Below are 21277 nucleotides of genomic sequence, written 5' to 3'. Positions count from 1 at the left end.
CGCTGTGCGCCCGGAGGCCGATGTCAGCCGGTGAAGGCGTCGATCCCCTCCGGGGTGCCCCAGCCGGTCGGGCCGTCGTAGCCCGACTTCGCGGTGCAGAAGTAGCTCGTGGTGCAGGAGCCGTTGCTGCCGCTGGTCACGTCGTTGAGGGCCGAGGTGCCGGCGGCCGCGTACGGGTACTTCGCCGGGTAGTCGCTGGAGCCCGGGGTGCCGGCGAGGGCGTAGACGCCCGCGATGATGGGTGCCGAGGCGCTGGTGCCGCCGTAGGTGGCCCAGCCGGTGCCGTCGCCGTACGTGTCGTAGACCGAGACGCCGGTCGCCGGGTCCGCGACCGCCGAGACGTCCGCGATCATGCGCTTCGAGCAGCCCGTGTCGGTCTGCCAGGAGGGCTTCACGTCGTACGAGGAGCAGCCGGAGCCGGTGCCCTCGGTGCTGCTGGTGTTCCACACCTTCTCGGTCCAGCCACGGCTGTTGGAGCTGGTGGACAGGGCGGTGCCGCCGACGGAGGTCACGTACTGGGAGGCCGCCGGGTACTCGGCGCCGTAGCCCTCGTCGCCGGCGGAGACGGTGATGGCGACGCCGGGGTGCTTGAAGTACGAGGTGTCGTACGTCGAGTCGGAGGAGGACTCGGAGCCGCCGTAGCTGTTGGAGACGTACTGGGCGCCGAGCTTGACGGCCTCGTTGACGGCCTTGCCGAGGTTCGCCATGGAGGAGGATTTGGCCTCGACCAGCGTGATGTTGCAGTTCGGGCAGATGGCGCTGGCCATGTCGAGGTCGAGCGAGATCTCACCGGCCCAGCCGCTGTCGGCGGTGGGGAGGGAGGTCGTCGAGCCGGTCTGGCTGACCTTGGTGAAGCAGCCGTTGTCGGTGGTGCAGTCCGAGAGGCCGTAGTACGAGCGGTAGGTGGCGAGGTCGGACTCGGCGTTCGGGTCGTCGTACGCGTCGACGATCGCGATGGTCTCGCCGGAGCCGTTGGAGGCGGCGGCGTCGGCCAGGCCGTAGGCGCTCTGCAGGTCGCTCGGGCCGTAGCCGGAGGGGCTGCTGGCGTCGGCGGCCTTGGGGGTGACGGCGTCCGCGTGGGCGTTGGCCTTCTGGAAGGCGGTGATGCCGCCCGTCACGCGGAGCGCGTTGCAGGCCATCTGCCCCTTCTTCTTGGGCGTGGCACAGGAGCGGGCCCAAGTGACCTTGGCCGACGTCGACTTGGCGGCCTTCGCGGTGGTGGCGGGCGCGGCACTCGCGTGGACGGCGGTGCCGAGACCGGCGAACACGAGGGTGGCGGTGGCGAACGCCGAGGCCCCTATTCGCCGCCAACTGGTCCTCAGGGATGGTCTGTTGGTGGCGGTTTCGGGTGATGTGGGGGGTGCGGTACGCAACGTACAGCCTCCTGAGAGTGGTTGACAGAGGCAGTGCGGGTGCTGCGCGCCGTCGGTGCGGTGTCCCCGGCGGCGGGGTCGTGTGACCCGCGTAGAACGATTGCGTTGTTGAGTACGTGACAACAAGAGAGATCAGGAATCCTGACCTCCGCCTTACCGAACCGAGGTGATCGACTTACCGCTCATTGGTCCCTCGATGGCCGGAAGCTGACGGGGGCTTGACTTGGCTCATGGGGGAGGGGGTGCCAGGCGCTCTGTTTGGCGAGGTGTCGCCGGCCAAGAAGTGGGCGGTCCCGACGGTCACTCCTAGCGGGACGTTCAGGGGGCCTCGTCCTCCAGGCCCTCTACAAAGTGGTCGAACTCTCCCGCCTGTACGCCCAGTACGAACGCGTCCCACTTCTTCTGGGTGGTCGTGACGACGTTCTCGGGGTCGCTGGTCTCGCGGATGTAGACCAGGTCGTTGTCACCGAAGGCGAGCTCGATCCAGGGGCCGGGGCCTGTGGCGTCAGGTGGGGCGGCGCGTTCCCAGGTGAGGTTCGGGGGGACTTCAGCCACGGTGTGCCTCGTTCTCCTTCAGTACGTGGATGAGGGCGGCGAAGGCCTTGGGGGTGGCCCCGAGTATGGATCGGCGCGGGTCGCTGCTTTCCATGAGATGGATCGTTCCGGCGGTGTCTATGGCGACGTTTACGCAGGAGTTGCCTTCCGGGCAGTACGACGACTTCTGCCAGGTGAGCGTAGGCATCCCGGGCTCCTTCACAGGTCCTTGGTGATGTTGTGGATGAAGTTCTGCGACTCCTCGGGGGTGAGGGCCGCTGCCTCCATACGGTCGAGCAGTACGCGGTATTTGTTCAGCTGGGCCTCGGCGTCGAGGAACACAGGACCATGCGACTGGTCGAGGTTCACAGTGTCGAGCTGCGGTACGGAACCCTCGGCGTAGTAGATCGACTGACCCGAGCCGGGGAAGACGCTGGCGTCGAATGGGATGACCTGGATCGCGACATGCTCTCGCTCGTTCATGTCGAGCAGGTACTTGAGCTGATCGCGGGTCACGCGAGGGCCACCGAACTTCATGCGCAGGGCGGCTTCGTGGACGATGACCTGGTGCGGGGTCGGCGGATCTCGGAAGAGGATGGCCTGCCGTCTGACCCGGAATGACACCCGGTGCTCCACGTCCGGGGCCGGTAGCTCCGGTACGGCCTGGCGGAAGATCTCGCGAGCGTAGTCCGTGGTCTGGAAAAGGCCTGGGATGTGAACGGTCACGGCAGTTCGCAGCCGCGTAGCGTGATGTTCGAGCTCGGCGAGGTCCAGCATCCCGGTCGGCAGAATCTCGCGGTACTCCTCCCACCAGCCTCGCTTGCGATCGGGGGTCATGGCGGCGAGCGCTTCGACAAGGGGCTTGTCCGAGCAGTCGTAGTGGCAGGCGATGGTGCGCAGACGATCGGGGCTCACCCCGTGGCGGCCGGCCTCCATGTTGCTGACCTGGTTCTGCTTGATGCCGAGGAGCTGTGCGGCCTGCGTGGACGTCAGGCCTGCACGCTCACGCAGCTTGCGCAGTTCGGCCCCCAGCCGTAGTTGACGCCCGGTGGGGTTGTTTCTCATGGCCAACGTCTGTCTCCTTCGGCACCGCCGTCTCACCCACACGCGTGAAAGATGAAGAACTTCGACCATCTAGGTCTAACAACTTACAACTTCACGCTAGCTTCTCCTCAGGCGCCCCGCCCAGAAGCACCCCGCTCGACGGAGCGGCCGCGGTCACTGGGCAACGCAACACCGCACAACACACCGTAACGACTCGACACCAATCAACTCCCCTCCGTGATCGGAGACTTCTCATGGCAACCGTATCCCCGCCCTGGTCCTACACCCTCCAACTCCCGCACGATCCCCGCGCCCCGGGCATCGCCCGGGCCACCCTCCGTACCGTCCTGGCCGCGCACGGCCTCGACGAACTCACCCCCACCGCCGAGCTGTTGGCGTCCGAGCTGCTCACCAACGCCCACCTGCACACGCAAGGTCCGTACGCCCTCCGTATCCGCTCCTCCGACCCGGATCGGCTCATGGTCGGGGTGTGGGACACCGACCCGAGAGTCCCGCCCGGTTTCAGGGAGGGTGCCCCCGTCGGCGTACCGCCGGAAGATGCCGAACGCGGTCGCGGGCTGCATCTCGTGCGGGCCTGCGCGAACGCGTGGGGCGTGTCCGTGCTGCGGGAGCTGGGGGCGTCGAAGGGCGGGAAGCTGCTCTGGGCGGAATGTCAGTGGGGTGGCTTACGGTGATGTCGTGTGACCGGAGTGTGATGGAGGGGTGGCATGACAGAGGTTGAACAGCGTCTCAGGGGGGCTGCGTGCACACGTACGGGCCGTGAAGCCGAGGCGGGGGCGGAGAGCGCACAGTACGGTGGATTCACCGCTGAGCGGGGTGTCGGACCTCCCAACGACCCCGCTCGCGCAGCCGCAGAGCTGGAAGGACGGAGGCAGCGAGCCATGTCCGTATCGCCGGGCTCCTGGATGTATCCGCGCCCCCGTCCGGGGAATCTGCGTGAGGTCGCCGAGAAGATCGAGAAAGCGACGGGTCTGCGGGTGCAGATCGTGGGAGGAAAGCTCGTGATGTCCCCGACTCCGCGTGGTAAGCACGCGGGTGTGGTGGTGAGGGTGCGTCAGCAGCTCTGCGAGGCGCTTCCGGAAGGACTGCGAGCGTACGAAGTGTCCTCGATCGCGTTGCCGGAAGACCCGGACGACTACGTGACGCCGGATCTGATCGTTCTGCCCATGCAGTGGGAGGAGGACGACGGCTGGCTGGCCGATCCTGAGGATGCGGCATTCGCGCTGGAGGTGATTTCCAGCTCGGAGAAATCCAGGGAGATCAGAGACAAGGCCGACTGGTACGCCGTCGCGGGCGTGCCCGTTCTCCTCGTCGTCGACCCCCGTAAGGGCACTTGGGCGCTGCACACCCGCCCTGACAACGGGGCCTACCAGGACGTGCTGCCCGGCAAGTACGGAGAGCCCGTGCCCTTGCCCGAGCCGCTCGGGTTCGAGGTCGCCACGGATGGATTCCCGGTGTACGGGGGCTGACGCCGCACCAGTGGTTCACAGCGGATTCTTAGCGTGCCCCCAGGGTTTTTCTCACCCGGGCGCGGCAATGTGACGGGTGATGAAGCGCACCACCCGTCCCCCCGGCCCCCGCGGGCACGCACTGCTCGGTGCGGTCGTGCTGGTGGCAGCCGTCACGTCCTCCTCCGTGGCGGCCGCGGACGCCGGTCCCGGGCCGTTCGGCGTGACCGTCCAGGCCGCCGCGACCAAGGAGACCGCCCGTGTGGGCGCGCTGTTCCACGGGAGCGGCGGGCATTTCTGTACCGCGTCCGTCGTGCACAGCGCGGGGCGGGATCTGATCGTGACCGCCGCGCACTGTGTGGACGGGGGCGGGGCCATGCGCTTCGCGCCCGGATACCGGGACGGCAAGGCGCCGTACGGGTTCTGGGAGGTCGCGGGGACCTTCGTTCCCGAGGGGTGGACGGACGAGCAGGACGAGGACACCGATGTCGCCTTCGCTGTGCTCGCCGACAAGGACGGGAAGGGGGTCGAGGATGTCGTCGGGGGCGGGAACGCGTTCGCGACGGGGCGTGCCACCGGGTCCACGGCCGTCACCGTCACCGGCTATCCCAACACCCTCGACACGCCCATCACCTGCACCAACAAGCCCACCGTCCACAGCCGTACGCAACAGCGCATCGAATGCCCCGAGTTCGCCGGGGGGACGAGCGGCAGTCCCTGGGTGAACGGGGACGGGGAGGTCGTCGGCGTCATCGGCGGGCACCAGCAGGGCGGGGAGACCGACGACGTCTCGTACAGCGTCGTCTTCGGGGGCGAGGTCGCGGCGCTCTATCGCGAGGCGGTCACGGTGTTCAGTACGAGCTCGTGACCTCGTTGGAGATGTACGCGGCGAGCCACAGCAACGGCAGAAGCAGGAACACGTACGCCAGCGGGCGCTGGAGGATCGGCTTGCCCTGGTCCATGACCACCCCCGTCGGGGACGGCGTCGTCGGCTGCGGGAGCTTCCTGATCTTCGTGCGGACGTAGAGGTTCCAGAGCAGGGTGAGGGGGGTGAAGAGGACCAGTGACACCGGGCTCCACCAGCCACCCGCCAGGGTCTTCGTCGTCATTTCCCGGTGGATCGCGGTGGCGCAGGAGCGGCAGAACGGGCCCTCCATCTTGGAGAAGCGCATCGCGACCAGCAGCCCCGTGTGCTGACGGATGGTCATGTCGCCCGCCGGCTGCGCGGCGCATATGCGGCAGGGGGGCGTGAGGGGCGGCGGGGCGGCCGCGTGGGCGTAACCGCCCGCGGGGGCATACGCGCCTGCGGGGGCGTACGGATTCTCGCCGTGCGCGGGGTTCTGGCCGTGCGCGGGGGCCTGACCGTACGCGGTGCTCTGGCCGTACGCCGGGCTCTGGGGCGGGGCCGCCGGGCTCTGCGCGTACGGATTCCGGTCATGCGTCGGCGCCCCGTTTGGCGCGTAACCGCCTTGCGGGGCAAAGGGGTTGCCCTGGGGCGCGTTCGGGTGCGGGGGCGGGGTCGCCACGTGCGGTTTCTCCTTGTGCGTGATCGTCCCGCCGCGCGAGGGCCGCCTCTACACTGACGGTCGGCGGACTCCTGGGCGGCGAGGGGCGGTTGACGGTGCGTAAGGCCTGGATCGTAGCGACCGCTGCCGTCGGGGCGGGGGTCAGCTTTGTGATGCTGCTCGTCGTCGGCGTCTACATGGTCGCCGGGAACCTCGCCAACGGGATCGGCGGGGGGTCGGTCGCTCTCGCCAAGGGCGCCGTACCCGCCGCGTACCAGACGCTCGTACAGAAATGGGGAAATCTGTGCAGCGCCATCAACCCCGCGCTGCTGGCGGCCCAGCTGTATCAGGAGAGCGGGTTCAACCCGAATGCCAGGAGCCCGGCGAAAGCGGAAGGGATAGCGCAATTCATCCCGGGGACGTGGGCCACGCACGGAGTCGACGGCGACGGGGACGGCGACCGCGACGTCTGGGATCCGAATGACGCGATTCCGTCGGCCGCTTCGTACGACTGCCAGCTCGCGTCGTATGTGAAGGACGCACCGGGGAACGTGACGGAGAACATGCTCGCCGCCTATAACGCGGGGGCCTACGCGGTCATCAAGTACGGGGGCGTGCCGCCGTACAAGGAGACCCAGAACTACGTGAAGACGATCACGACGCTCTCGAAGAGCTTCGCCGCGCCGGTGACCCGGGTGGATCCCTCCAAGCAGGCCGCGGCGGCGATCACGTACGCGCAGAAGAAGCTCGGCACGCCCTACCTGTGGGGCGGGAACGGCACCGCTGACCAGGGCGGGCGCTTCGACTGCTCGGGGCTGACGAAGGCCGCGTACGAGAGTGTGGGGGTCGGGCTGCCGCGGGTCGCCAACGACCAGTACAACGCCGGGCCGCATCCGAAGAGGGAAGAACTGCTGCCGGGCGATCTGGTCTTCTTCTCCGACGACCTCACCAACTCCCGGGCCATCCGGCACGTGGGGATCTATGTGGGCGGCGGGTACATGATCGACGCTCCGAAGCCGGGGGCCGTGATTCGCTTCGACCCCGTCGACACCCCCGACTACTTCGGCGCGACCCGCGTGACCGAAGATGGCGCGAAAGCATTGCCCACCTCTGTGTGAACCCACCCCCTGAGCTGCGGCGATGTGTCTCTCTTCGATAACGTCTGAGTGATCATTCCGTGGAGGGTGGAACGTATGACAGAGGACTGTGCGTTCCTTTGATGTAGCACGCAGCGCGGGTCGGTGACGCGGTTCTACGACCACGGGGGTGGATCGAGCGGCACACGAAAGGGTGTGCCCGCAGGAGAGACGACGAAGGGGCCGCAGCACCATGGCTGGACTCGCCGAATCCGGTTCGAACCCCGACGTCGACCTGCTCTACGACATCAATGGCCTGGCCAAGGACGCGCCGCACTGGTTCGACCGGGGCATGGAGTTCGTGGGCGAGTACGGGCTGCTGCTCGCCATGGTTCTGCTGGTGGTGTGGTGCTGGTGGAGTGTGCGGCGGCGGGGTGGCGGGGATGCCGCGTCTTCCGTGGCCGCGTTGGTGTGGGCGCCGCTCGCCGCCGGCATCGCGGTGCTGGTGAACGTGCCGATACGGGGCTTTGTGGAGAGACCCCGCCCCTTCGTCGACCACCAAGAGCTGGACGTCCTGGTGTCCGGCAAGACCGACTTCTCGTTTGTGAGCGACCACGCGACGCTCACCATGGCGATGGGGGTCGGGCTGTTCGTGGCGAACCGGAAGTTCGGGCTCGCGGGGATAGGGCTCGCACTGCTTGAAGGCTTCTGCCGGGTCTATATGGGTGTGCACTACCCGACGGATGTCGTCGGGGGGTTCGCGCTCGGTACGGCGGTTGCCCTGCTGCTGTCGCCGCTTGCCATGGCGCTGCTGACACCTGTCATGAAGGCGGTGGAGCGGTCGCCTCGGGGCGGGTGGCTGATTCGGGCGCGCGGGGTGGTTCCCGCGGCGCAGGACGCGGTGATCCCGGGGGCTCGGGCGGAGCGGCCGGAGGACCGGGATCTGGCGGCCTAGAAAGCCCGGCCCGTGTCAACAACGCTCGTGATCGATACACCTGGAGCCTGTTCCTGGTGGAGATCACTCCCGTAATCGCGGCTCCAGCGCCACCTACAGTGGCGGCAATCCGCGCCAGCGTGCGCGCGAGGCGCCGGTTCTCCCTACGGTCCAGCCGGTACCTCCCGACGTTCCAGCCGGTACCTCCCGTCGGGCTCACCCGACAGCCCAGCCTCCTTAGCCCACCTGGCCCCGCATCCCGGTGGAGATCACGGGTCCGCGAGATCTCCCGTGCTTCCATCGCGCCAGGAGGCATACGAAATGGTTGATGACCTACGGCAGGACACCCAAGCCCGACTCGCCACGTCCCGACGCCGCGTGCTGGCCACCGCCGCACTGGCGCCCGTACTGACCGGGGTGACCAGCCCCGCCCACGCCCGGACCGGCGGCGCGACGAACGCGCCGCGCCCCGCGATGGTCAAGCCCGTGAAGACCGCACTGGCCGACTGGGGAGACGTGGGCGCGGCCCTCGGCGCACCGGGCGACATGAGGCGGTACATGTACCACACGGGCCTGCCCCGCCGGGACCTCGTGGTGTTCTCCCGAGGCATCAGGGTCAAGCCCGCGCTCGCCCTGGGCACCCACGTGTCCTTCGTCCGGTACGCCGATGGCAGCTCGCTCCTCATGGGCGACGCGGTGGTCACCGAGCACGAACTCCAGCCGTTCAGCGACGCCCTGCACGAGCACGGGATCGGGCAGACCGCGATCCACAAGCACCTGCTCGCCCAGAGGCCCGACATCTGGTGGGTCCACCTCCACGCCCACGGCACCGACCCGGTGGCCGTCGCCCGCGGCCTGCGCGTCGCGCTCGACCGCACGGGCACCCCGCTCCCGGAGCCGGCCACGGCTTCCGCCAAACCCGTCGACCTGGACACCGCCGGCATCGACGCCGCGATCGGGGTGAAGGGCTCGGTCGACGGTGGGATCTACAAGAGCACCTTCGTCCGCAAGGAGACCATCACCGAAGGCCACCTGGTCCTGCCCCAGGGCCTTGGATCGACCACCTCGATCAACTTCCAGCCGCTCGGCGCCGGCCTGGCCGCGATCAACGGCGACTTCGTCATGATCGCCAAGGAGGTCCAGGACGTCCTCATTGGGCTGCGGCGCGGCGGGGTCGACCTCGTCGAGGTGCACCACCACAACCTGGCCGACGAACCCCGCCTGTTCTTCGTCCACTACTGGGCGGTCGGCGACGCCGTGCGGCTCGCCAAGGGCCTGCGCCCCGTCGTGGACGCCACCAATGTCGTACCGATGCCCGGAGTGAGCGGCTGATGACCACGAAAAACGATGCGATCACCTGCCCGTTCGGCTTCAGTGAGGCCCTGGAGTTCGATCCCACGCTCGCCGCACTCATGGAGCGCGAGTCCCTCACCCGTATCCGGTTGCCGTACGGCGAGGCCGATGCATGGCTCGTCACCGGCTTCGACTTGATCCAGCAGGTGACCACGGACCAGCGCTTCAGCCGGGCGGGGATCATGGACCACGACTACCCCCGCCTGACTCCCGAGCCCATCGTCTCCCCCGAGTCCATCAACGTCATGGACCCCCCGCACAGCAGCCGCGTACGGCACCTGGCCTCCCAGGCCTTCACCCAGCAGCAGGTCGACGGCATGCGGCCGCGGATCACGCTGCTCGCGGACTCGCTGCTGGATGAGATGGCCGAGCAGGGGCCGCCGGCGGATTTGGTACGGCACCTGTCGGACCCGTTTCCCCAGCAAACGATCCAGGACCTGCTCGGGATTCCCAGGGACGAGTGGCCTCGGGTGCTTGAGTACGTCCGCCAGCTCCTCGTCACCGGCCGGGACAACAAGGAGACGGCGGCGAGGGTGAAGAGCGAACTGACGGCCTACTTCGCCGACCTGGTCGAACAGCGCCGCCGCACCCCCGGCACGGACCTCATCAGCGCGCTGGCCGCCGCGCGGGACGGCGAGGACCAGTTCGACGACAAGGAACTGGCGGTCATGGCCCTGACGCTGATGCTCAGCGGGCAGGACACGGCGACCTGCCAGATCAGCAACATCGCGTATCTGCTGCTGACCCGGCCGGAGTTGGTGGAGCATCTTCGGCGCCGTCCGGAGACGTTGACGGACGTCCTCCACGAGATGCTCCGGTACATCCCCTTCCGTAAGGGCGTCGGCATTCCCCGGGTGGCGTTGGAGGACGTCGAGATGGACGGCGCACGGATCCGGGCCGGCGACTTCGTCCACGTGTCGTACCTGACGGCCAACCGCGACCCGGCACGCTTCCAGGACCCGCACGTCATCGACCCCGACCGGCCCCAGGTGCCCCACATGACCTTCGGCTGGGGCGGCCATCGCTGCATCGCGGTGCCCTTGGCCATGGCAGAGCTGGAGGTGGCCGTCGGACGGCTCCTGGAGCGCTTCCCCGGGCTGCGGTTGGCGGTGCCGCCGGAGGAGGTGCGGTGGGACACCGAGACGATCCGACGGTTTCCTCTTGAGTTGCCGGTGGCTTGGTGAGGGGAGGACGGCGGACCAGGCGGTGGGGGAGAGGGTGATGGGGGCTCCGCCCCCAGACCCCCCGTATCGCGTTCGCGCTCGTCCTCAAACGCCGGACCGGCTGAGAATCAGCCCCCTACAGCGCCTGGGGGAACGTGAAGAAGCGGTTCGGGTCGTACTGGTTCTTCAGGGTGGTGAGGCGGGTGGCCGCGTCGCCGTAGTACGCCTTGCGCCAGTTGGCGAGGGTGGGGTCCGTGTAGTTCTGGTAGGCGGCGCCCGAGGCATGGCGGGACATGGCCGTGTGGGCCGTGGTCAGCCAGGACTGGGCGGTGGTGCCGGAGGTGCCCGCCTGCCAGGAGGCGATGTACTGGGCGAGCATGCGGGAGCGGCGGTGGACGAAGGCCGTGGAGGTGGGGGCCACGCGGTTGATCGCGCCGCCGAGAGCCGTCAGGGCGATGCTGCCCGCGCCGCCGCGGACCGAGGAGATCTGGTTGAGGAGCGTCTGGACGCCGGCCGTCGAGATCGAGCGGTCGAAGAAGTCCGAGCGGGCCGCGTAGGTCTCGCGGCCGAGGGCGCCTTGCGGGCTGCGGCCCGGGGTGGAGCCCGGGAGGTGGCACTGGGCGTCCGTCGGGAAGGACGAGCAGCCCGCGTACACCTCCATCGAGTCCTCGTACGAGCGCTTCTTGAGGGAGACGCTGCGCGCGGGGGAGCCGATTTTGTCCGCCAGGCGGTCCACGGCGTTCTGGAGTTCGCCGTACGTGCCGAGGGAGAAGGCCGCGATGGAGACGGTGGGGGTGCCCCCGGCCGCGTTCGCGAGGTGGCACGACGACCAGATCTCGTCCGGCTGGTCCGGGCCCCACTCCTGCCAGGCCTTCACCACGGCCGCGGCCTTGGCCCAGGGCCAGGTCATGTACGCCGAGACGGCCTGCGGGGCGGGGTGGGTCTTGAAGCGCAGCTCGGTGACGACACCGAAGTTGCCGTTGCCGGCGCCGCGCAGCGCCCAGAAGAGGTCCTTGTGGTCGGTGGCGTTCGCGGTGAGTACCTTGCCGTCCGCCGTAATCAGCGTGGCTTGCGTGAGGCTGTCGCAGGTCAGCCCGTACGCCCGTGACACGACCCCGTGGCCGCCGCCGAGGGTCAGGCCGGAGACGCCGACGGTCGGGCAGGAACCGGCCGGGATGGTCACGCCCTTCGCGGCGAGGGTGCGGTAGACGTCGATCAGTTTGGAACCGGCGCCGACCACCGCTTCGTTGGCGCTCGCCCGGATCTTGTTCAGCTTGGAGACGTCGATGACCAGACGGCCGTTGCCGGAGGACCAACCGGCGTAGGAGTGGCCGCCGTTGCGGATCGACACCTTGATGCCGTGCGCGCGGGCGTAGTCCATGGTGGTGCGGATGTCGGCGGCGTGGGCGACGTACGCGACGGCGGCGGGCTTCAGGTTGTCGAAGCGCGTGTTGTACAGCTGGTGGGCGGCAGGCCAGCTGCGGTCGCCGGGGCGGACCAACGCGCCGTCCAGTTCCCTGGACAGAGCGGCCCAGTTCGCGGCGGCGCGGGTGCTGGTGGTGGCCGTGCGTATCGGGGTGTCCGTCGGCGCCGCTGTCGCGGTGCCCGAGGACTTCGTGTCGCCGCCGCCGTCGCACGCGGACGTCGCCGCCGCCGCGAGTGCGGCGGTCGCTCCGCCGATGAACGTACGCCGTTGCATGTGCGCCTCCTGTGGGTTCCGTGGAACGAGACGGGCCCCCGGGCCCAGGGGTTCCACGGGCGCATGCCACAGAACCGCTACAGCACCGCGATCCCCAGCATGCGCGCTGCCCGTGCGGGGCGGAACACCGGCCCCACCCGCGCCGAGACCTACGCGAGCATGCCGTCGGCGTGCGCCTGCGCGTCCGCGCGGGCCAGGCTGCGGGCGCGGCGGGCCGGGCCTCTCCAGCCGCAGGTGCAGCGGGCCAGGCAGAAGCGGCCCTGTTCGACCGTAGTCGTGCGGTGTTCCGGGGAGGAGTTGGTCTCGTCCTGCTGCGCCACGCCGACAACGTTACCCAAGGCAAGTGAATGGATCGTCGCCGCGTGACGGGCGCTCCTACTCGTCGTTAACCGGAACGACAGGGAGGGCCTGGGACGGACCGGCTGGGGGTCGGCAGGAGATGGTGGCGCTGGAGGAGGAAGGGCGGGCCGGCTGGGCGGTCGTCGCGGGCGCGGCGGCCTGGGCGGTGGGGTTGATGGTCGGTGCCACGGGGTGCTCGGGCGGTGGGGCCGCCGCCGAGAGCGCCCGTGCCGGTGACGACTCCGTCGAGGTGCTGCACCAGGCCGCCGCCACGCTGCAGCGCGCGGGCAGCGCGAAGGCTCGTACGTCCATGGAGATGGCCACCGGCGGGACCCGGGTCACCATCCGCGGTGAGGGCGTGTACGACTTCAAGGACCAGATGGGGCGGCTGAAGGTGCTGCTGCCGGAGGATCCGGCCGGCACCGACGAGCACCGGCCGATCACCGAACTTCTCGCCCCGGGCGCCCTGTTCATGAAGAACCGCGGCGCCGGCGTCCCCGCCGACAAGTGGGTCCGCGTCGACACGGCCGGCCTCTCCGACGGGAATCTGGTGACGGGCGGCGCCACCGATCCGTACGCGGCGGCCGAACTGCTGCGCGGGGCGCGGACAGCGACGTATGTGGGGAAGACCGAGGTGGCCGGGACCCCGGTGCGGCACTATCGCGGGACCGCCGATCTGGACGTCGCCGCGGGCAGTGCGTCGAAGGGGCAGCGGTCGGCGCTGAAGGCGGCGGCGAAAGGGTTCGCCACCGCCGAGGTCCCGTTCGACGCCTACCTCGACGACGAGGGGCGGCTGCGCAAGGTCCGCCACCGGTTCAGCTTCGTCAACGGGCAGCGGAAGGGCACCGTCGCGGTCGCCTCGACGACCCTGCTGTACGACTTCGGGGTCCCCGCCGACGTACGGCTTCCGGAATCCGGGGACATCTTCGCCGGGAAGATCGCGGAACAGTAGCTTCACGGGAGGGCTGGAAATGGCCCTTCCGTGCCATGCGCGGTGTGTAGGCCGCTCCCTACTCTAGGAAGTCGGTGACGGCAGGAAGAGGTGATGCACGTGGCTCCGGTCGGCGGTACGGCAGTTCAGGACCACGTGGCCCTCGCCGAGATCGAGCTGTGCGGTGACCTGATCATCGCGGCCTCGGCCGCCCACGAGGACCGGCTCAGTCTTGAGAGCATCGACGAGGTGCTGAAAGTGGCCGAAGAACGTACCCATGATGCGGATGATGCGCATGAGCGGGGTGCTGGGGAGTAGGTCTGCTCCCGCTCCCTTGGAACCCGGGCGTGGCCCGGTCCCTGCCACGCCTCACCTCACGTGACGCCGTATCTCGGCTGTGCCCCACGTGACACCTGTCTCATACGACGCCGACGCCTTACCTCACGTACGCAGCAGTCGGCCGATCGCCTTCGTCGCTTCTTCGACCTTCGCGTCGATCTCGTCGCCGCCCTTGAGGGCCGCGTCCGCGACGCAGTGGCGCAGGTGCTCCTCGAGGAGCTGGAGGGCGAAGGACTGCAGGGCCTTCGTGGAGGCGGAGACCTGGGTGAGTATGTCGATGCAGTAGACGTCCTCGTCGACCATCCGCTGCAGACCGCGGATCTGGCCCTCGATGCGGCGCAGGCGCTTGAGGTGCTCGTCCTTCTGCTTGTGGTAGCCGTGGATTCCGCGGTCGTGGTCGGTCACGATCTCCTGCGCGTCGTCGGCGGGCGTCGTCGCGCCGGCCTCGGTGGTCGTCATCGCGTCCTCCCGCTAACTGATACCCCTGGTGGGTATATGGTATCGAACTTCGCTGGGTATGGAGCCCTTGCCCGATACCGGGACCGGACCCTGTGCTGATCACTGTGCCCGATGGGCGACACTGGTGGACGGCCCATTAGCCGTGGCCGGATGATGCGCCTAGCATCAGCCTGACCGAACCGAAGCACCCCGAGGACCCCAACGTGCGCTTTCGTCTGACCCCCAGGGAGACGAGCTTCTACGACATGTTCTCCGCATCCGCGGACAACATCGTCACGGGCTCGAAACTCCTGATGGAACTGCTCGGGGCGGACGCTTCCGCCCGGGCCGAGATCGCAGAGCGTATGCGGGCCGCGGAACACGCAGGTGACGATGCCACGCACGCGATCTTCCACCAGCTGAACTCCTCGTTCATCACGCCGTTCGACCGCGAGGACATCTACTCCCTCGCGTCGTCCCTCGACGACATCATGGACTTCATGGAGGAGGCCGTCGACCTGGTCGTCCTCTACAACATCGAGGAACTGCCCAAGGGTGTCGAGCAGCAGATCGAGGTGCTGGCGCGGGCCGCCGACCTGACGGCGGAGGCGATGCCGAATCTCCGCACGATGGACAACCTCACCGAGTACTGGATCGAGGTCAACCGGCTCGAGAACCAGGCCGACCAGATCCACCGCAAGCTGCTGGCTCATCTCTTCAATGGCAAGTACGACGCCATCGAGGTGCTGAAGCTCAAGCAGATCGTGGATGTGCTGGAGGAAGCGGCCGACGCGTTCGAGCACGTGGCGAACACGGTGGAGACCATCGCCGTCAAGGAGTCCTGACCCGGTCATGGACACCTTTGCTTTGGTCGTGACCATTGGGGTCGCGCTCGGATTCACGTATACGAACGGTTTCCACGACTCGGCGAACGCCATCGCCACGTCGGTGTCCACGCGGGCGCTGACTCCGCGGGCGGCGCTTGCCATGGCGGCGGTGATGAACCTCGCCGGTGCGTTCCTCGGCAGCGGGGTCGCGCACACCGTCAGCAGCGGGCTGATCGAGACGCCCGAGGGCGGCAAGGGGATGGGAATCCTCTTCGCGGCGCTCATCGGTGCGATCGTCTGGAACCTGGTCACCTGGTACTTCGGGCTTCCGTCGTCCTCGTCGCACGCGTTGTTCGGGGGGCTGGTCGGGGCGGCGCTCGCGGGCGGTACGACCGTGCTGTGGTCCGGGGTGGTGGACAAGATCATCATCCCGATGTTCCTGTCGCCGGTCGTCGGTCTGATCGGCGGCTATCTGGTCATGTGCGCCATCATGTGGATCTTCCGCAAGGCCAATCCGTCCAAGGCCAAGCGGGGATTCCGTATAGCTCAGACCGTGTCGGCGGCCGGGATGGCGCTCGGGCACGGTCTTCAGGACGCCCAGAAGACGATGGGTGTCGTGGTGATGGCGCTGGTCATCGGTGGCGTCCAGGGACCCGATGACGCGATTCCGGTGTGGGTGAAGATCGCCTGTGCGGTGATGCTGTCGCTGGGGACGTACGCGGGTGGGTGGCGCATTATGCGGACGCTCGGGCGGAAGATCATTGAGTTGGATCCGCCGCAGGGGTTTGCCGCGGAGACGACGGGGGCGTCGATCATGTTCGCCACGGCGTTCCTCTTCAAGGCGCCGATTTCCACGACTCATGTCATCACGTCGGCGATCATGGGTGTCGGGGCGACGAAGCGGGTGAACGCCGTTCGCTGGGGGGTCGCCAAGAACATCGTCCTTGGCTGGTTCATCACCATGCCGGCGGCTGCGCTGGTGGCCGCGGGCAGCTTCTGGGTCGTGAACCTGGCGTTTCTGTAGGGGGCGGGGGGCCGGGGGCGCGGGCGCGGGAAGGGTTTTTCGCCCCCTCCGCCCCTACCCGTCCCGTGCCCGGGGCTCCGCCCCAGACCCCGCCAAGGGGCTCCGCCCCCTGGACCCCCATCGGCCTTGACGGCCTCGTCCTCAAACGCCGGACGGGCTGAGATAAAACGAGCGGGCCCGCCCCCGGGAGCCAGGGGCGGGCCCTTCTCGTCCTCGCGGTGGCACCGCCATGCAGCACCGCGAGGGGTTCTTGTGGGCGACGGCTCAGCCGAAGCGGCCCGAGATGTAGTCCTCCGTCGCCTGGACCGACGGGTTGGAGAAGATGCGCTCCGTGTCGTCGATCTCGATGAGGCGGCCGGGCTGGCCCACCGCGGACAGGTTGAAGAACGCGGTGCGGTCGGAGACACGGGCGGCCTGCTGCATGTTGTGCGTCACGATGACGATCGTGAAGCGCTCCTTCAGCTCGCCGATCAGGTCCTCGATGGCCAGGGTGGAGATGGGGTCCAGGGCCGAGCACGGCTCGTCCATGAGGAGGACCTGCGGCTCCACCGCGATCGCCCGCGCGATGCACAGGCGCTGCTGCTGGCCACCCGACAGGCCCGAACCGGGCTTGTTGAGGCGGTCCTTGACCTCGTTCCAGAGGTTCGCGCCCTTGAGGGACTTCTCGACGATGTCGCTCAGTTCCGACTTCTTGTAGGAGCCGTTGAGCTTCAGACCCGCCGCCACGTTGTCGAAGATCGACATCGTGGGGAAGGGGTTGGGGCGCTGGAAGACCATGCCGATCGTGCGGCGCACGGCGACGGGGTCGATCCCGCTGCCGTACAGGTCCTCGTCGTCAAGGAGCACCTTGCCCTCGACGCGGCCACCGGGGGTGACCTCGTGCATCCGGTTGAGGGTGCGCAGGAAGGTCGACTTGCCGCAGCCGGAGGGGCCGATGAAGGCCGTCACCGAGCGGGGCTCGACCGTCATGGAGATGTCTTCGATCGCCTTGTGGGCGCCGTAGTAGGCGGTCAGACCGCTTACGTCGATTCGCTTGGCCATGGTGGTTAGTTCACTTCCGTACGTCGCTGATGGCCGCGTCAGCGACCGGTCTTCGGGGCCTTCCAGCGGGCGATGCCGCGGGCCGCCAGGTTGAGGATCATGATGAAGGCGATGAGCACGAGCGCCGCCGCCCAGGCCCGGTCGTACGCCGCCGGGCTGCCGCCGCTGTTCTGGTACTGCTGGTAGATGTACAGCGGGAGCGAGGACTGCGGGCCGTTGAACGGGTCCGTGTTGATGAGCGGGTTGCCCCAGACGAGGAGCAGCACGGGCGCGGTCTCACCGGCGATACGGGCGACGGCCAGCATCACACCGGTCGTGATGCCGCCGAGCGATGTCGGCAGGACGACCTTGAGGATGGTGCGCCACTTCGGGATGCCCAGCGCGAGCGATGCCTCGCGCAGCTCGTTCGGGACGAGCTTGAGCATCTCCTCGGTGGAGCGGACCACGACCGGGATCATCAGGATGGACAGGGCCATCGCCCCGGCGAAGCCGGAGTAGCTGAAGCCGAGGATCAGGATCCAGAAGCTGAGGATGAACAGACCCGCGACGATCGACGGGACACCCGTCATGACGTCGACGAAGAAGGTGACCGCCCTGGCGAGATGGCCCCGGCCGTACTCGACCAGGTAGATCGCGGTGAGCAGGCCGATCGGCACGGAGATCACGGTGGCGAGGCCGACCTGCTCCAGGGTGCCGATGATGGCGTGGTAGATACCGCCGCCGGTCTCCTGGTCGGCGACCACGCCCATGGAGTGGCTCAGGAAGTAGAAGTCGAGGACCTTCACGCCCTTGCTGACGGTCTCCCAGACGAGGGAGGCCAGCGGGATCACGGCGAGCAGGAAGGCGACCCAGACGACGCTGGTCGCGACCCGGTCCTTGGCCTGGCGCCGGCCCTCGACGCGGGCGGCGATGACGTACGTACCGAGGACGAAGAGCAGTGCGGCGATCAGGCCCCACTGGATCTTGCTGCTGAGGTCGGCGCCCAGGCCGATGCCGACGGCGACGGCGATCGAGCCCCCGGCGATCGCCCAGGGCGACCAGTTGGGCAGGCTGGCGCCGCGCAGGGTGCTGGGGCGCTGGACAGTGGCGGCTGCGTGGCTCATGCGTTGGCCCCCGAGTACTCCTTGCGGCGGGCGATGATCGCGCGGGCCGCGCCGTTCACCAGCAGCGTGATGACGAAGAGAACGAGACCGGAGGCGATGAGCGCGTCACGGCCCTGCTCGCTCGCCTCGCTGAACTTGGCGGCGATGTTCTGGGCGAAGGTGCCGCCGCCCGGGTCGAGCAGGCTGGCGTTGATCGCGAAGCTGGGGGACAGGACGGTGGCGACGGCCATCGTCTCGCCGAGCGCGCGGCCCAGGCCCAGCATGGAGGCGGAGATGACTCCGGAGCGGCCGAAGGGGAGCACCGACATGCGGATGACTTCCCAGCGGGTGGCGCCGAGCGCGAGGGCGGCCTCCTGGTGCATCAGGGGCGCCTGGCGGAAGACTTCGCGGCTCACGTTGGTGACGATCGGCAGGATCATGATCGCCAGCAGGATGCCGACGGCGAGGAGGGTGCGCGGGGCGCCGCCCTGCCACTCGAGGAAGCCGGTCCACCCGAAGTAGTCGTTGAGCCAGCTGTAGAAGCCGGTGAGGTTCGGCACCAGGAAGAGGGCGCCCCACAGGCCGTACACGATCGACGGCACGGCGGCCAGCAGGTCGATGACGTAGGCGATGGGGCCGCCGAGCTTGCGCGGCGCGTAGTGAGTGATGAACAGCGCGATGCCGACGGCGACGGGGACCGCGATGGCCATGGCGATGATCGAGGAGATGATCGTGCCGAAGGCGAGGACCGCGATGCCGAAGACCGGCGGGGTGGCGTTGGCGTTCCACTCGAACGTCGTGAGGAAGTTGCCCTCGTCCTTGCTCAGGACGAGTGAGGCGCGGTAGGTGAGGAAGGCCGCGATGGCGGCCATGATCACCAGCAGCAGGATGCCGGAGCCTCGGGAGAGTCCGAGGAAGATCCGGTCACCGGGGCGGGTGGCGCCTCGGGCCGCGCGCTTCTGCTCCGCCGGGGTCGGCCGGTCGGAGGGGGTGGGGGGTGCGGATGATTGCGTAGATATGTCCATTGGGGTTCTCCGGTCTGCGGAGCCACGATCGAGGATACGGGCTCCAGGCGGCGGTGCACCGGACGGTGCGGCCCACTCCCCCGAGGGGGGAGTGGGCCGCACGCTGGGTCAGCTGAGGTTCGCGACGGTCTCGCGGACCTTGGCGTTGATCTCGGTCGGGATCGGCGCGTAGTCCAGGGCCTTCAGGGAGTCCTGGCCGTCCTGGCTCGCGGTGTAGGTGAGGAAGGACTTGACGGCGGGCAGGGTGTCCGCCTTGTTGCCCTTCTCGCAGACGATCTCGTACGTGACCAGGGTGATCGGGTAGGCACCCTCGGCCTTGGTCGTGTAGTCGAGCTTAAGGGAGAGGTCCTTGCCGGTGCCGACGACCTGGGCCGCGGCGATGGCCTTGGTGGCGTTGTCGATCGTGGCCTTGACCGGCGCGGCGGCACCCGTGTCCAGGGAGACCGTGCTGATGCCGTCCTTGGCGTAGGAGAGCTCGAAGTAGGAGATGGCGCCCGGGGTGGACTTCACGTTCTGGGCCAGGCCGGAGGAGCCCTGGGCGGACTGGCCGTCCTTGGCCTGCCAGGCCTTGCCGCCCGAGTACTTCCAGTCGGACGGGGCGGCGGCGATCAGGTACTTGGTGAAGTTGTCCGTGGTGCCGGAGTCGTCCGAGCGGTGGAAGGGCTGGATCTTGGTGCTCGGAAGCTTCGCGTCGGGGTTCAGCTTCTGGATCGCCTTGTCGTCCCACGTCTTGATCTTGCTGTCGAAGATCTTCGCGAGGGTGGACGCGTCCAGGACGAGGTTGTCGACACCCGGGAGGTTGTAGCCGATCGCGATCGGGCCGCCGACCATCGGGAGGTCGATGGCCTGGCTGTTCTTGCAGACCGACTTCGACTGGGTGACCTCTTCGGGCTTCAGCGCGGAGTCCGAGCCGGCGAAGGCGACCTGGCCCTGGAGGAACGCGGTGACACCGGCACCGGAACCCTCGGGCTTGTAGTTGATCTGCACGTCCTTGCACTCGCTCGTGTAGGCCTTGGTCCAGGCCTGGATCGCGTTGGCCTGCGCGGACGAGCCGTTGGCGAGGAGCTGGCCCTTGGCGTCACCGCAGTCGATGTTGCCGGCCTTGGCGGTGGCACCCGTGGTGGCCTTGGTGTCGCTGCTCGTGTCGTCAGAGCCGCACGCCGTGAGGGCCAGGGCGCCGGAGACGGCGAGAGCACCGAGGGTGAGGGCCCGCCGGTTCATGCGCTGAAGCTTCACTTTCGGGAGTTCCTTCCAGGAGCCGCCGTCTGGTGGCGGCGTGCGAGTCTGTGAAATGCGGAGGAGACATCCAGGACGCGCCTCGCACCGTGTAAGGCCGAAATTAGGCAGATCAGGTGAAGCCGCCGATGGCCGTAAGTGAACGGGGGGTGAACCCCTGCGGACGGTGCGGTGAGGTCACGGAACGCTTACGTCGAGGACACAGGGAGATTCCGGACCAGGGGGTCGGAAGGGAAACTCTACGTAATCACACGGGTACGCACACGTTTCAGCGGTACTAACGGCTCCCCCATGTCCCGTACGCCACTCCTTTCCCACGCGCACCATCGATCGGAGATCCGCGGCGAGTACGGCGAGGGGGCCGCTCCGGATGCCGGGGCGACCCCCTTCGTCGTACGAGATCCCCTTACGCCAGGTGCAGCGCGCTGAGCAGTGCGTCCACCAGATCGCGGTCGCGGGGCATGGTGAGGCGGTCGCGGGCCGCGTCCGGGGGCAGCCAGCGGACGCGGTCGACCTCGCGGTTGGGGGTGAAGTGGCCGTCCGTCGCCTCGGCGGCCCAGTAGCAGACCTCCTTGGGGCGGCCGCCGGCGATGTACCGGAGCGTGGGCAGGGCGGCACCCGGGACGGAGGTGAACCCCGTCTCCTCCTCGACCTCCCGCAACGCCCCCGCCAGCGGGTCCTCGCCGCGCTTCAGCTTGCCCTTCGGATGCGACCAGTCGTCGTACTTCGGCCGATGGACGAGGCAGATCTCCAGCTCGCCGTCGACCGGGGAGCGCCGCCACAGGACGCAGCCCGCCGCCTGGATGGTGCCGTCCGCCATGGGGCCTCCCTCGTCGTCAGCCATC

General features: G+C 68.5%; 24 protein-coding genes. 11 read left to right on the top strand and 13 right to left on the bottom strand.

Translation table 11 applies throughout. The features are described from left to right. Positions 1 to 23: 23 nt before the first annotated feature. The 4 genes from ACFY0T_RS47355 to ACFY0T_RS47340 all read right to left on the bottom strand — a co-directional run bounded on the left by ACFY0T_RS47355 (position 24) and on the right by ACFY0T_RS47340 (position 2972). Positions 24 to 1373, bottom strand: a complete 1350-nt coding sequence (locus ACFY0T_RS47355) for a peptidase S8 (protein ID WP_388884778.1) — start codon at positions 1371 to 1373, stop codon at positions 24 to 26. Positions 1374 to 1691: 318 nt separating this feature from the next. After that, positions 1692 to 1928 carry a DUF397 domain-containing protein gene (locus ACFY0T_RS47350; protein ID WP_388884777.1) on the bottom strand — a complete coding sequence of 79 codons (237 nt, stop codon included), beginning with the start codon at positions 1926 to 1928 and terminating at the stop codon, positions 1692 to 1694. Continuing rightward, positions 1921 to 2115 (bottom strand): DUF397 domain-containing protein, encoded by a 195-nt coding sequence (locus tag ACFY0T_RS47345; protein ID WP_388884776.1) that lies wholly within the window; start codon positions 2113 to 2115, stop codon positions 1921 to 1923. The genes ACFY0T_RS47350 and ACFY0T_RS47345 overlap by 8 nt, the downstream gene beginning before the upstream one ends. 11 nt (positions 2116 to 2126) lie before the next feature. Beyond that, a complete protein-coding gene (locus ACFY0T_RS47340) occupies positions 2127 to 2972 on the bottom strand; it encodes a helix-turn-helix domain-containing protein (protein WP_388884775.1) in 846 nt (281 codons plus the stop codon). Positions 2973 to 3205: 233 nt separating this feature from the next. Between ACFY0T_RS47340 and ACFY0T_RS47335 the strand changes: the two genes are divergently transcribed. From ACFY0T_RS47335 to ACFY0T_RS47325, 3 genes are all read left to right on the top strand, one after another. After that, positions 3206 to 3646 carry an ATP-binding protein gene (locus tag ACFY0T_RS47335; RefSeq protein ID WP_388884774.1) on the top strand — a complete coding sequence of 147 codons (441 nt, stop codon included), beginning with the start codon at positions 3206 to 3208 and terminating at the stop codon, positions 3644 to 3646. 207 nt (positions 3647 to 3853) lie between these two features. Continuing rightward, positions 3854 to 4441 carry a Uma2 family endonuclease gene (locus ACFY0T_RS47330; protein ID WP_388884773.1) on the top strand — a complete coding sequence of 196 codons (588 nt, stop codon included), beginning with the start codon at positions 3854 to 3856 and terminating at the stop codon, positions 4439 to 4441. Between the two features lie 79 nt (positions 4442 to 4520). Further along, the gene (locus ACFY0T_RS47325) at positions 4521 to 5288 is read left to right on the top strand and encodes a trypsin-like serine peptidase (protein WP_388884772.1); all 768 of its coding nucleotides are present in this window, start codon (positions 4521 to 4523) and stop codon (positions 5286 to 5288) included. Here ACFY0T_RS47325 and ACFY0T_RS47320 read toward each other — a convergent pair. After that, a complete protein-coding gene (locus ACFY0T_RS47320) occupies positions 5272 to 5946 on the bottom strand; it encodes a hypothetical protein (protein WP_388884771.1) in 675 nt (224 codons plus the stop codon). The two genes, ACFY0T_RS47325 and ACFY0T_RS47320, sit on opposite strands and share 17 nt — an antisense overlap. Positions 5947 to 6035: 89 nt before the next feature. On the opposite strand from ACFY0T_RS47320, the gene ACFY0T_RS47315 reads away from it, so the two are divergent. The 4 genes from ACFY0T_RS47315 to ACFY0T_RS47300 all read left to right on the top strand — a co-directional run bounded on the left by ACFY0T_RS47315 (position 6036) and on the right by ACFY0T_RS47300 (position 10472). Next, positions 6036 to 7043 carry an NlpC/P60 family protein gene (locus tag ACFY0T_RS47315; RefSeq protein ID WP_388884770.1) on the top strand — a complete coding sequence of 336 codons (1008 nt, stop codon included), beginning with the start codon at positions 6036 to 6038 and terminating at the stop codon, positions 7041 to 7043. 211 nt (positions 7044 to 7254) lie between these two features. Beyond that, positions 7255 to 7956: a phosphatase PAP2 family protein gene (locus tag ACFY0T_RS47310; protein ID WP_388884769.1), complete on the top strand. Its 702-nt coding sequence runs from the start codon at positions 7255 to 7257 to the stop codon at positions 7954 to 7956. A gap of 300 nt (positions 7957 to 8256) precedes the next feature. Then, the gene (locus tag ACFY0T_RS47305; protein ID WP_388884768.1) at positions 8257 to 9267 is read left to right on the top strand and encodes a DUF1259 domain-containing protein; all 1011 of its coding nucleotides are present in this window, start codon (positions 8257 to 8259) and stop codon (positions 9265 to 9267) included. Continuing rightward, positions 9267 to 10472: a cytochrome P450 gene (locus ACFY0T_RS47300; protein WP_388884767.1), complete on the top strand. Its 1206-nt coding sequence runs from the start codon at positions 9267 to 9269 to the stop codon at positions 10470 to 10472. Before ACFY0T_RS47305 ends, ACFY0T_RS47300 begins: the two co-directional genes overlap by 1 nt. 115 nt (positions 10473 to 10587) lie before the next feature. Here ACFY0T_RS47300 and ACFY0T_RS47295 read toward each other — a convergent pair whose 3' ends face one another. Continuing rightward, positions 10588 to 12150 (bottom strand): FAD-dependent oxidoreductase, encoded by a 1563-nt coding sequence (locus ACFY0T_RS47295; RefSeq protein ID WP_388884766.1) that lies wholly within the window; start codon positions 12148 to 12150, stop codon positions 10588 to 10590. A gap of 149 nt (positions 12151 to 12299) precedes the next feature. After that, positions 12300 to 12470: a hypothetical protein gene (locus tag ACFY0T_RS47290; RefSeq protein WP_388884765.1), complete on the bottom strand. Its 171-nt coding sequence runs from the start codon at positions 12468 to 12470 to the stop codon at positions 12300 to 12302. 119 nt (positions 12471 to 12589) lie between these two features. Between ACFY0T_RS47290 and ACFY0T_RS47285 the strand changes: the two genes are divergently transcribed. Then, on the top strand, positions 12590 to 13441 hold the full coding sequence (locus ACFY0T_RS47285) for a hypothetical protein (RefSeq protein ID WP_388884764.1): 852 nt from the start codon (positions 12590 to 12592) through the stop codon (positions 13439 to 13441). 93 nt (positions 13442 to 13534) lie between these two features. After that, positions 13535 to 13738, top strand: coding sequence for a hypothetical protein (locus ACFY0T_RS47280; RefSeq protein ID WP_388884763.1), 204 nt, complete (start codon positions 13535 to 13537; stop codon positions 13736 to 13738). Between the two features lie 123 nt (positions 13739 to 13861). Here ACFY0T_RS47280 and ACFY0T_RS47275 read toward each other — a convergent pair whose 3' ends face one another. Then, on the bottom strand, positions 13862 to 14218 hold the full coding sequence (locus tag ACFY0T_RS47275; RefSeq protein ID WP_388884762.1) for a metal-sensitive transcriptional regulator: 357 nt from the start codon (positions 14216 to 14218) through the stop codon (positions 13862 to 13864). Between the two features lie 203 nt (positions 14219 to 14421). Here ACFY0T_RS47275 and ACFY0T_RS47270 point away from each other — a divergent pair, with 203 nt between their 5' ends. After that, on the top strand, positions 14422 to 15042 hold the full coding sequence (locus ACFY0T_RS47270) for a DUF47 domain-containing protein (protein ID WP_388884761.1): 621 nt from the start codon (positions 14422 to 14424) through the stop codon (positions 15040 to 15042). Positions 15043 to 15049: 7 nt separating this feature from the next. Further along, entirely contained in the window at positions 15050 to 16048 is a 999-nt protein-coding gene (locus ACFY0T_RS47265; protein WP_388884760.1) for an anion permease, read from the top strand. Positions 16049 to 16312: 264 nt separating this feature from the next. Here the strand turns inward: ACFY0T_RS47265 and pstB are convergent, their stop codons facing one another. The 5 genes from pstB to ACFY0T_RS47240 form a co-directional block, all read right to left on the bottom strand. Further along, positions 16313 to 17089: a phosphate ABC transporter ATP-binding protein PstB gene (gene pstB / locus ACFY0T_RS47260; RefSeq protein WP_388884759.1), complete on the bottom strand. Its 777-nt coding sequence runs from the start codon at positions 17087 to 17089 to the stop codon at positions 16313 to 16315. Positions 17090 to 17127: 38 nt separating this feature from the next. Next, complete coding sequence (gene pstA, locus ACFY0T_RS47255; RefSeq protein ID WP_388884758.1) at positions 17128 to 18192, bottom strand: phosphate ABC transporter permease PstA; 1065 nt, start codon at positions 18190 to 18192, stop codon at positions 17128 to 17130. Next, entirely contained in the window at positions 18189 to 19196 is a 1008-nt protein-coding gene (gene pstC, locus ACFY0T_RS47250; protein WP_388884757.1) for a phosphate ABC transporter permease subunit PstC, read from the bottom strand. Before pstC ends, pstA begins: the two co-directional genes overlap by 4 nt. Positions 19197 to 19304: 108 nt before the next feature. Further along, a complete protein-coding gene (gene pstS, locus ACFY0T_RS47245) occupies positions 19305 to 20432 on the bottom strand; it encodes a phosphate ABC transporter substrate-binding protein PstS (protein ID WP_388884756.1) in 1128 nt (375 codons plus the stop codon). 406 nt (positions 20433 to 20838) lie between these two features. Then, positions 20839 to 21252: an NUDIX hydrolase gene (locus tag ACFY0T_RS47240; protein WP_388884794.1), complete on the bottom strand. Its 414-nt coding sequence runs from the start codon at positions 21250 to 21252 to the stop codon at positions 20839 to 20841. Between the last annotated feature and the right edge of the window lie 25 nt (positions 21253 to 21277).

This window comes from Streptomyces sp. NPDC001530, assembly GCF_042894545.1.
Lineage (GTDB): Bacteria > Actinomycetota > Actinomycetes > Streptomycetales > Streptomycetaceae > Streptomyces.
Note: the sequence above shows the minus strand (reverse complement) of the source record. Positions and strands in the feature narration are given on the sequence as shown.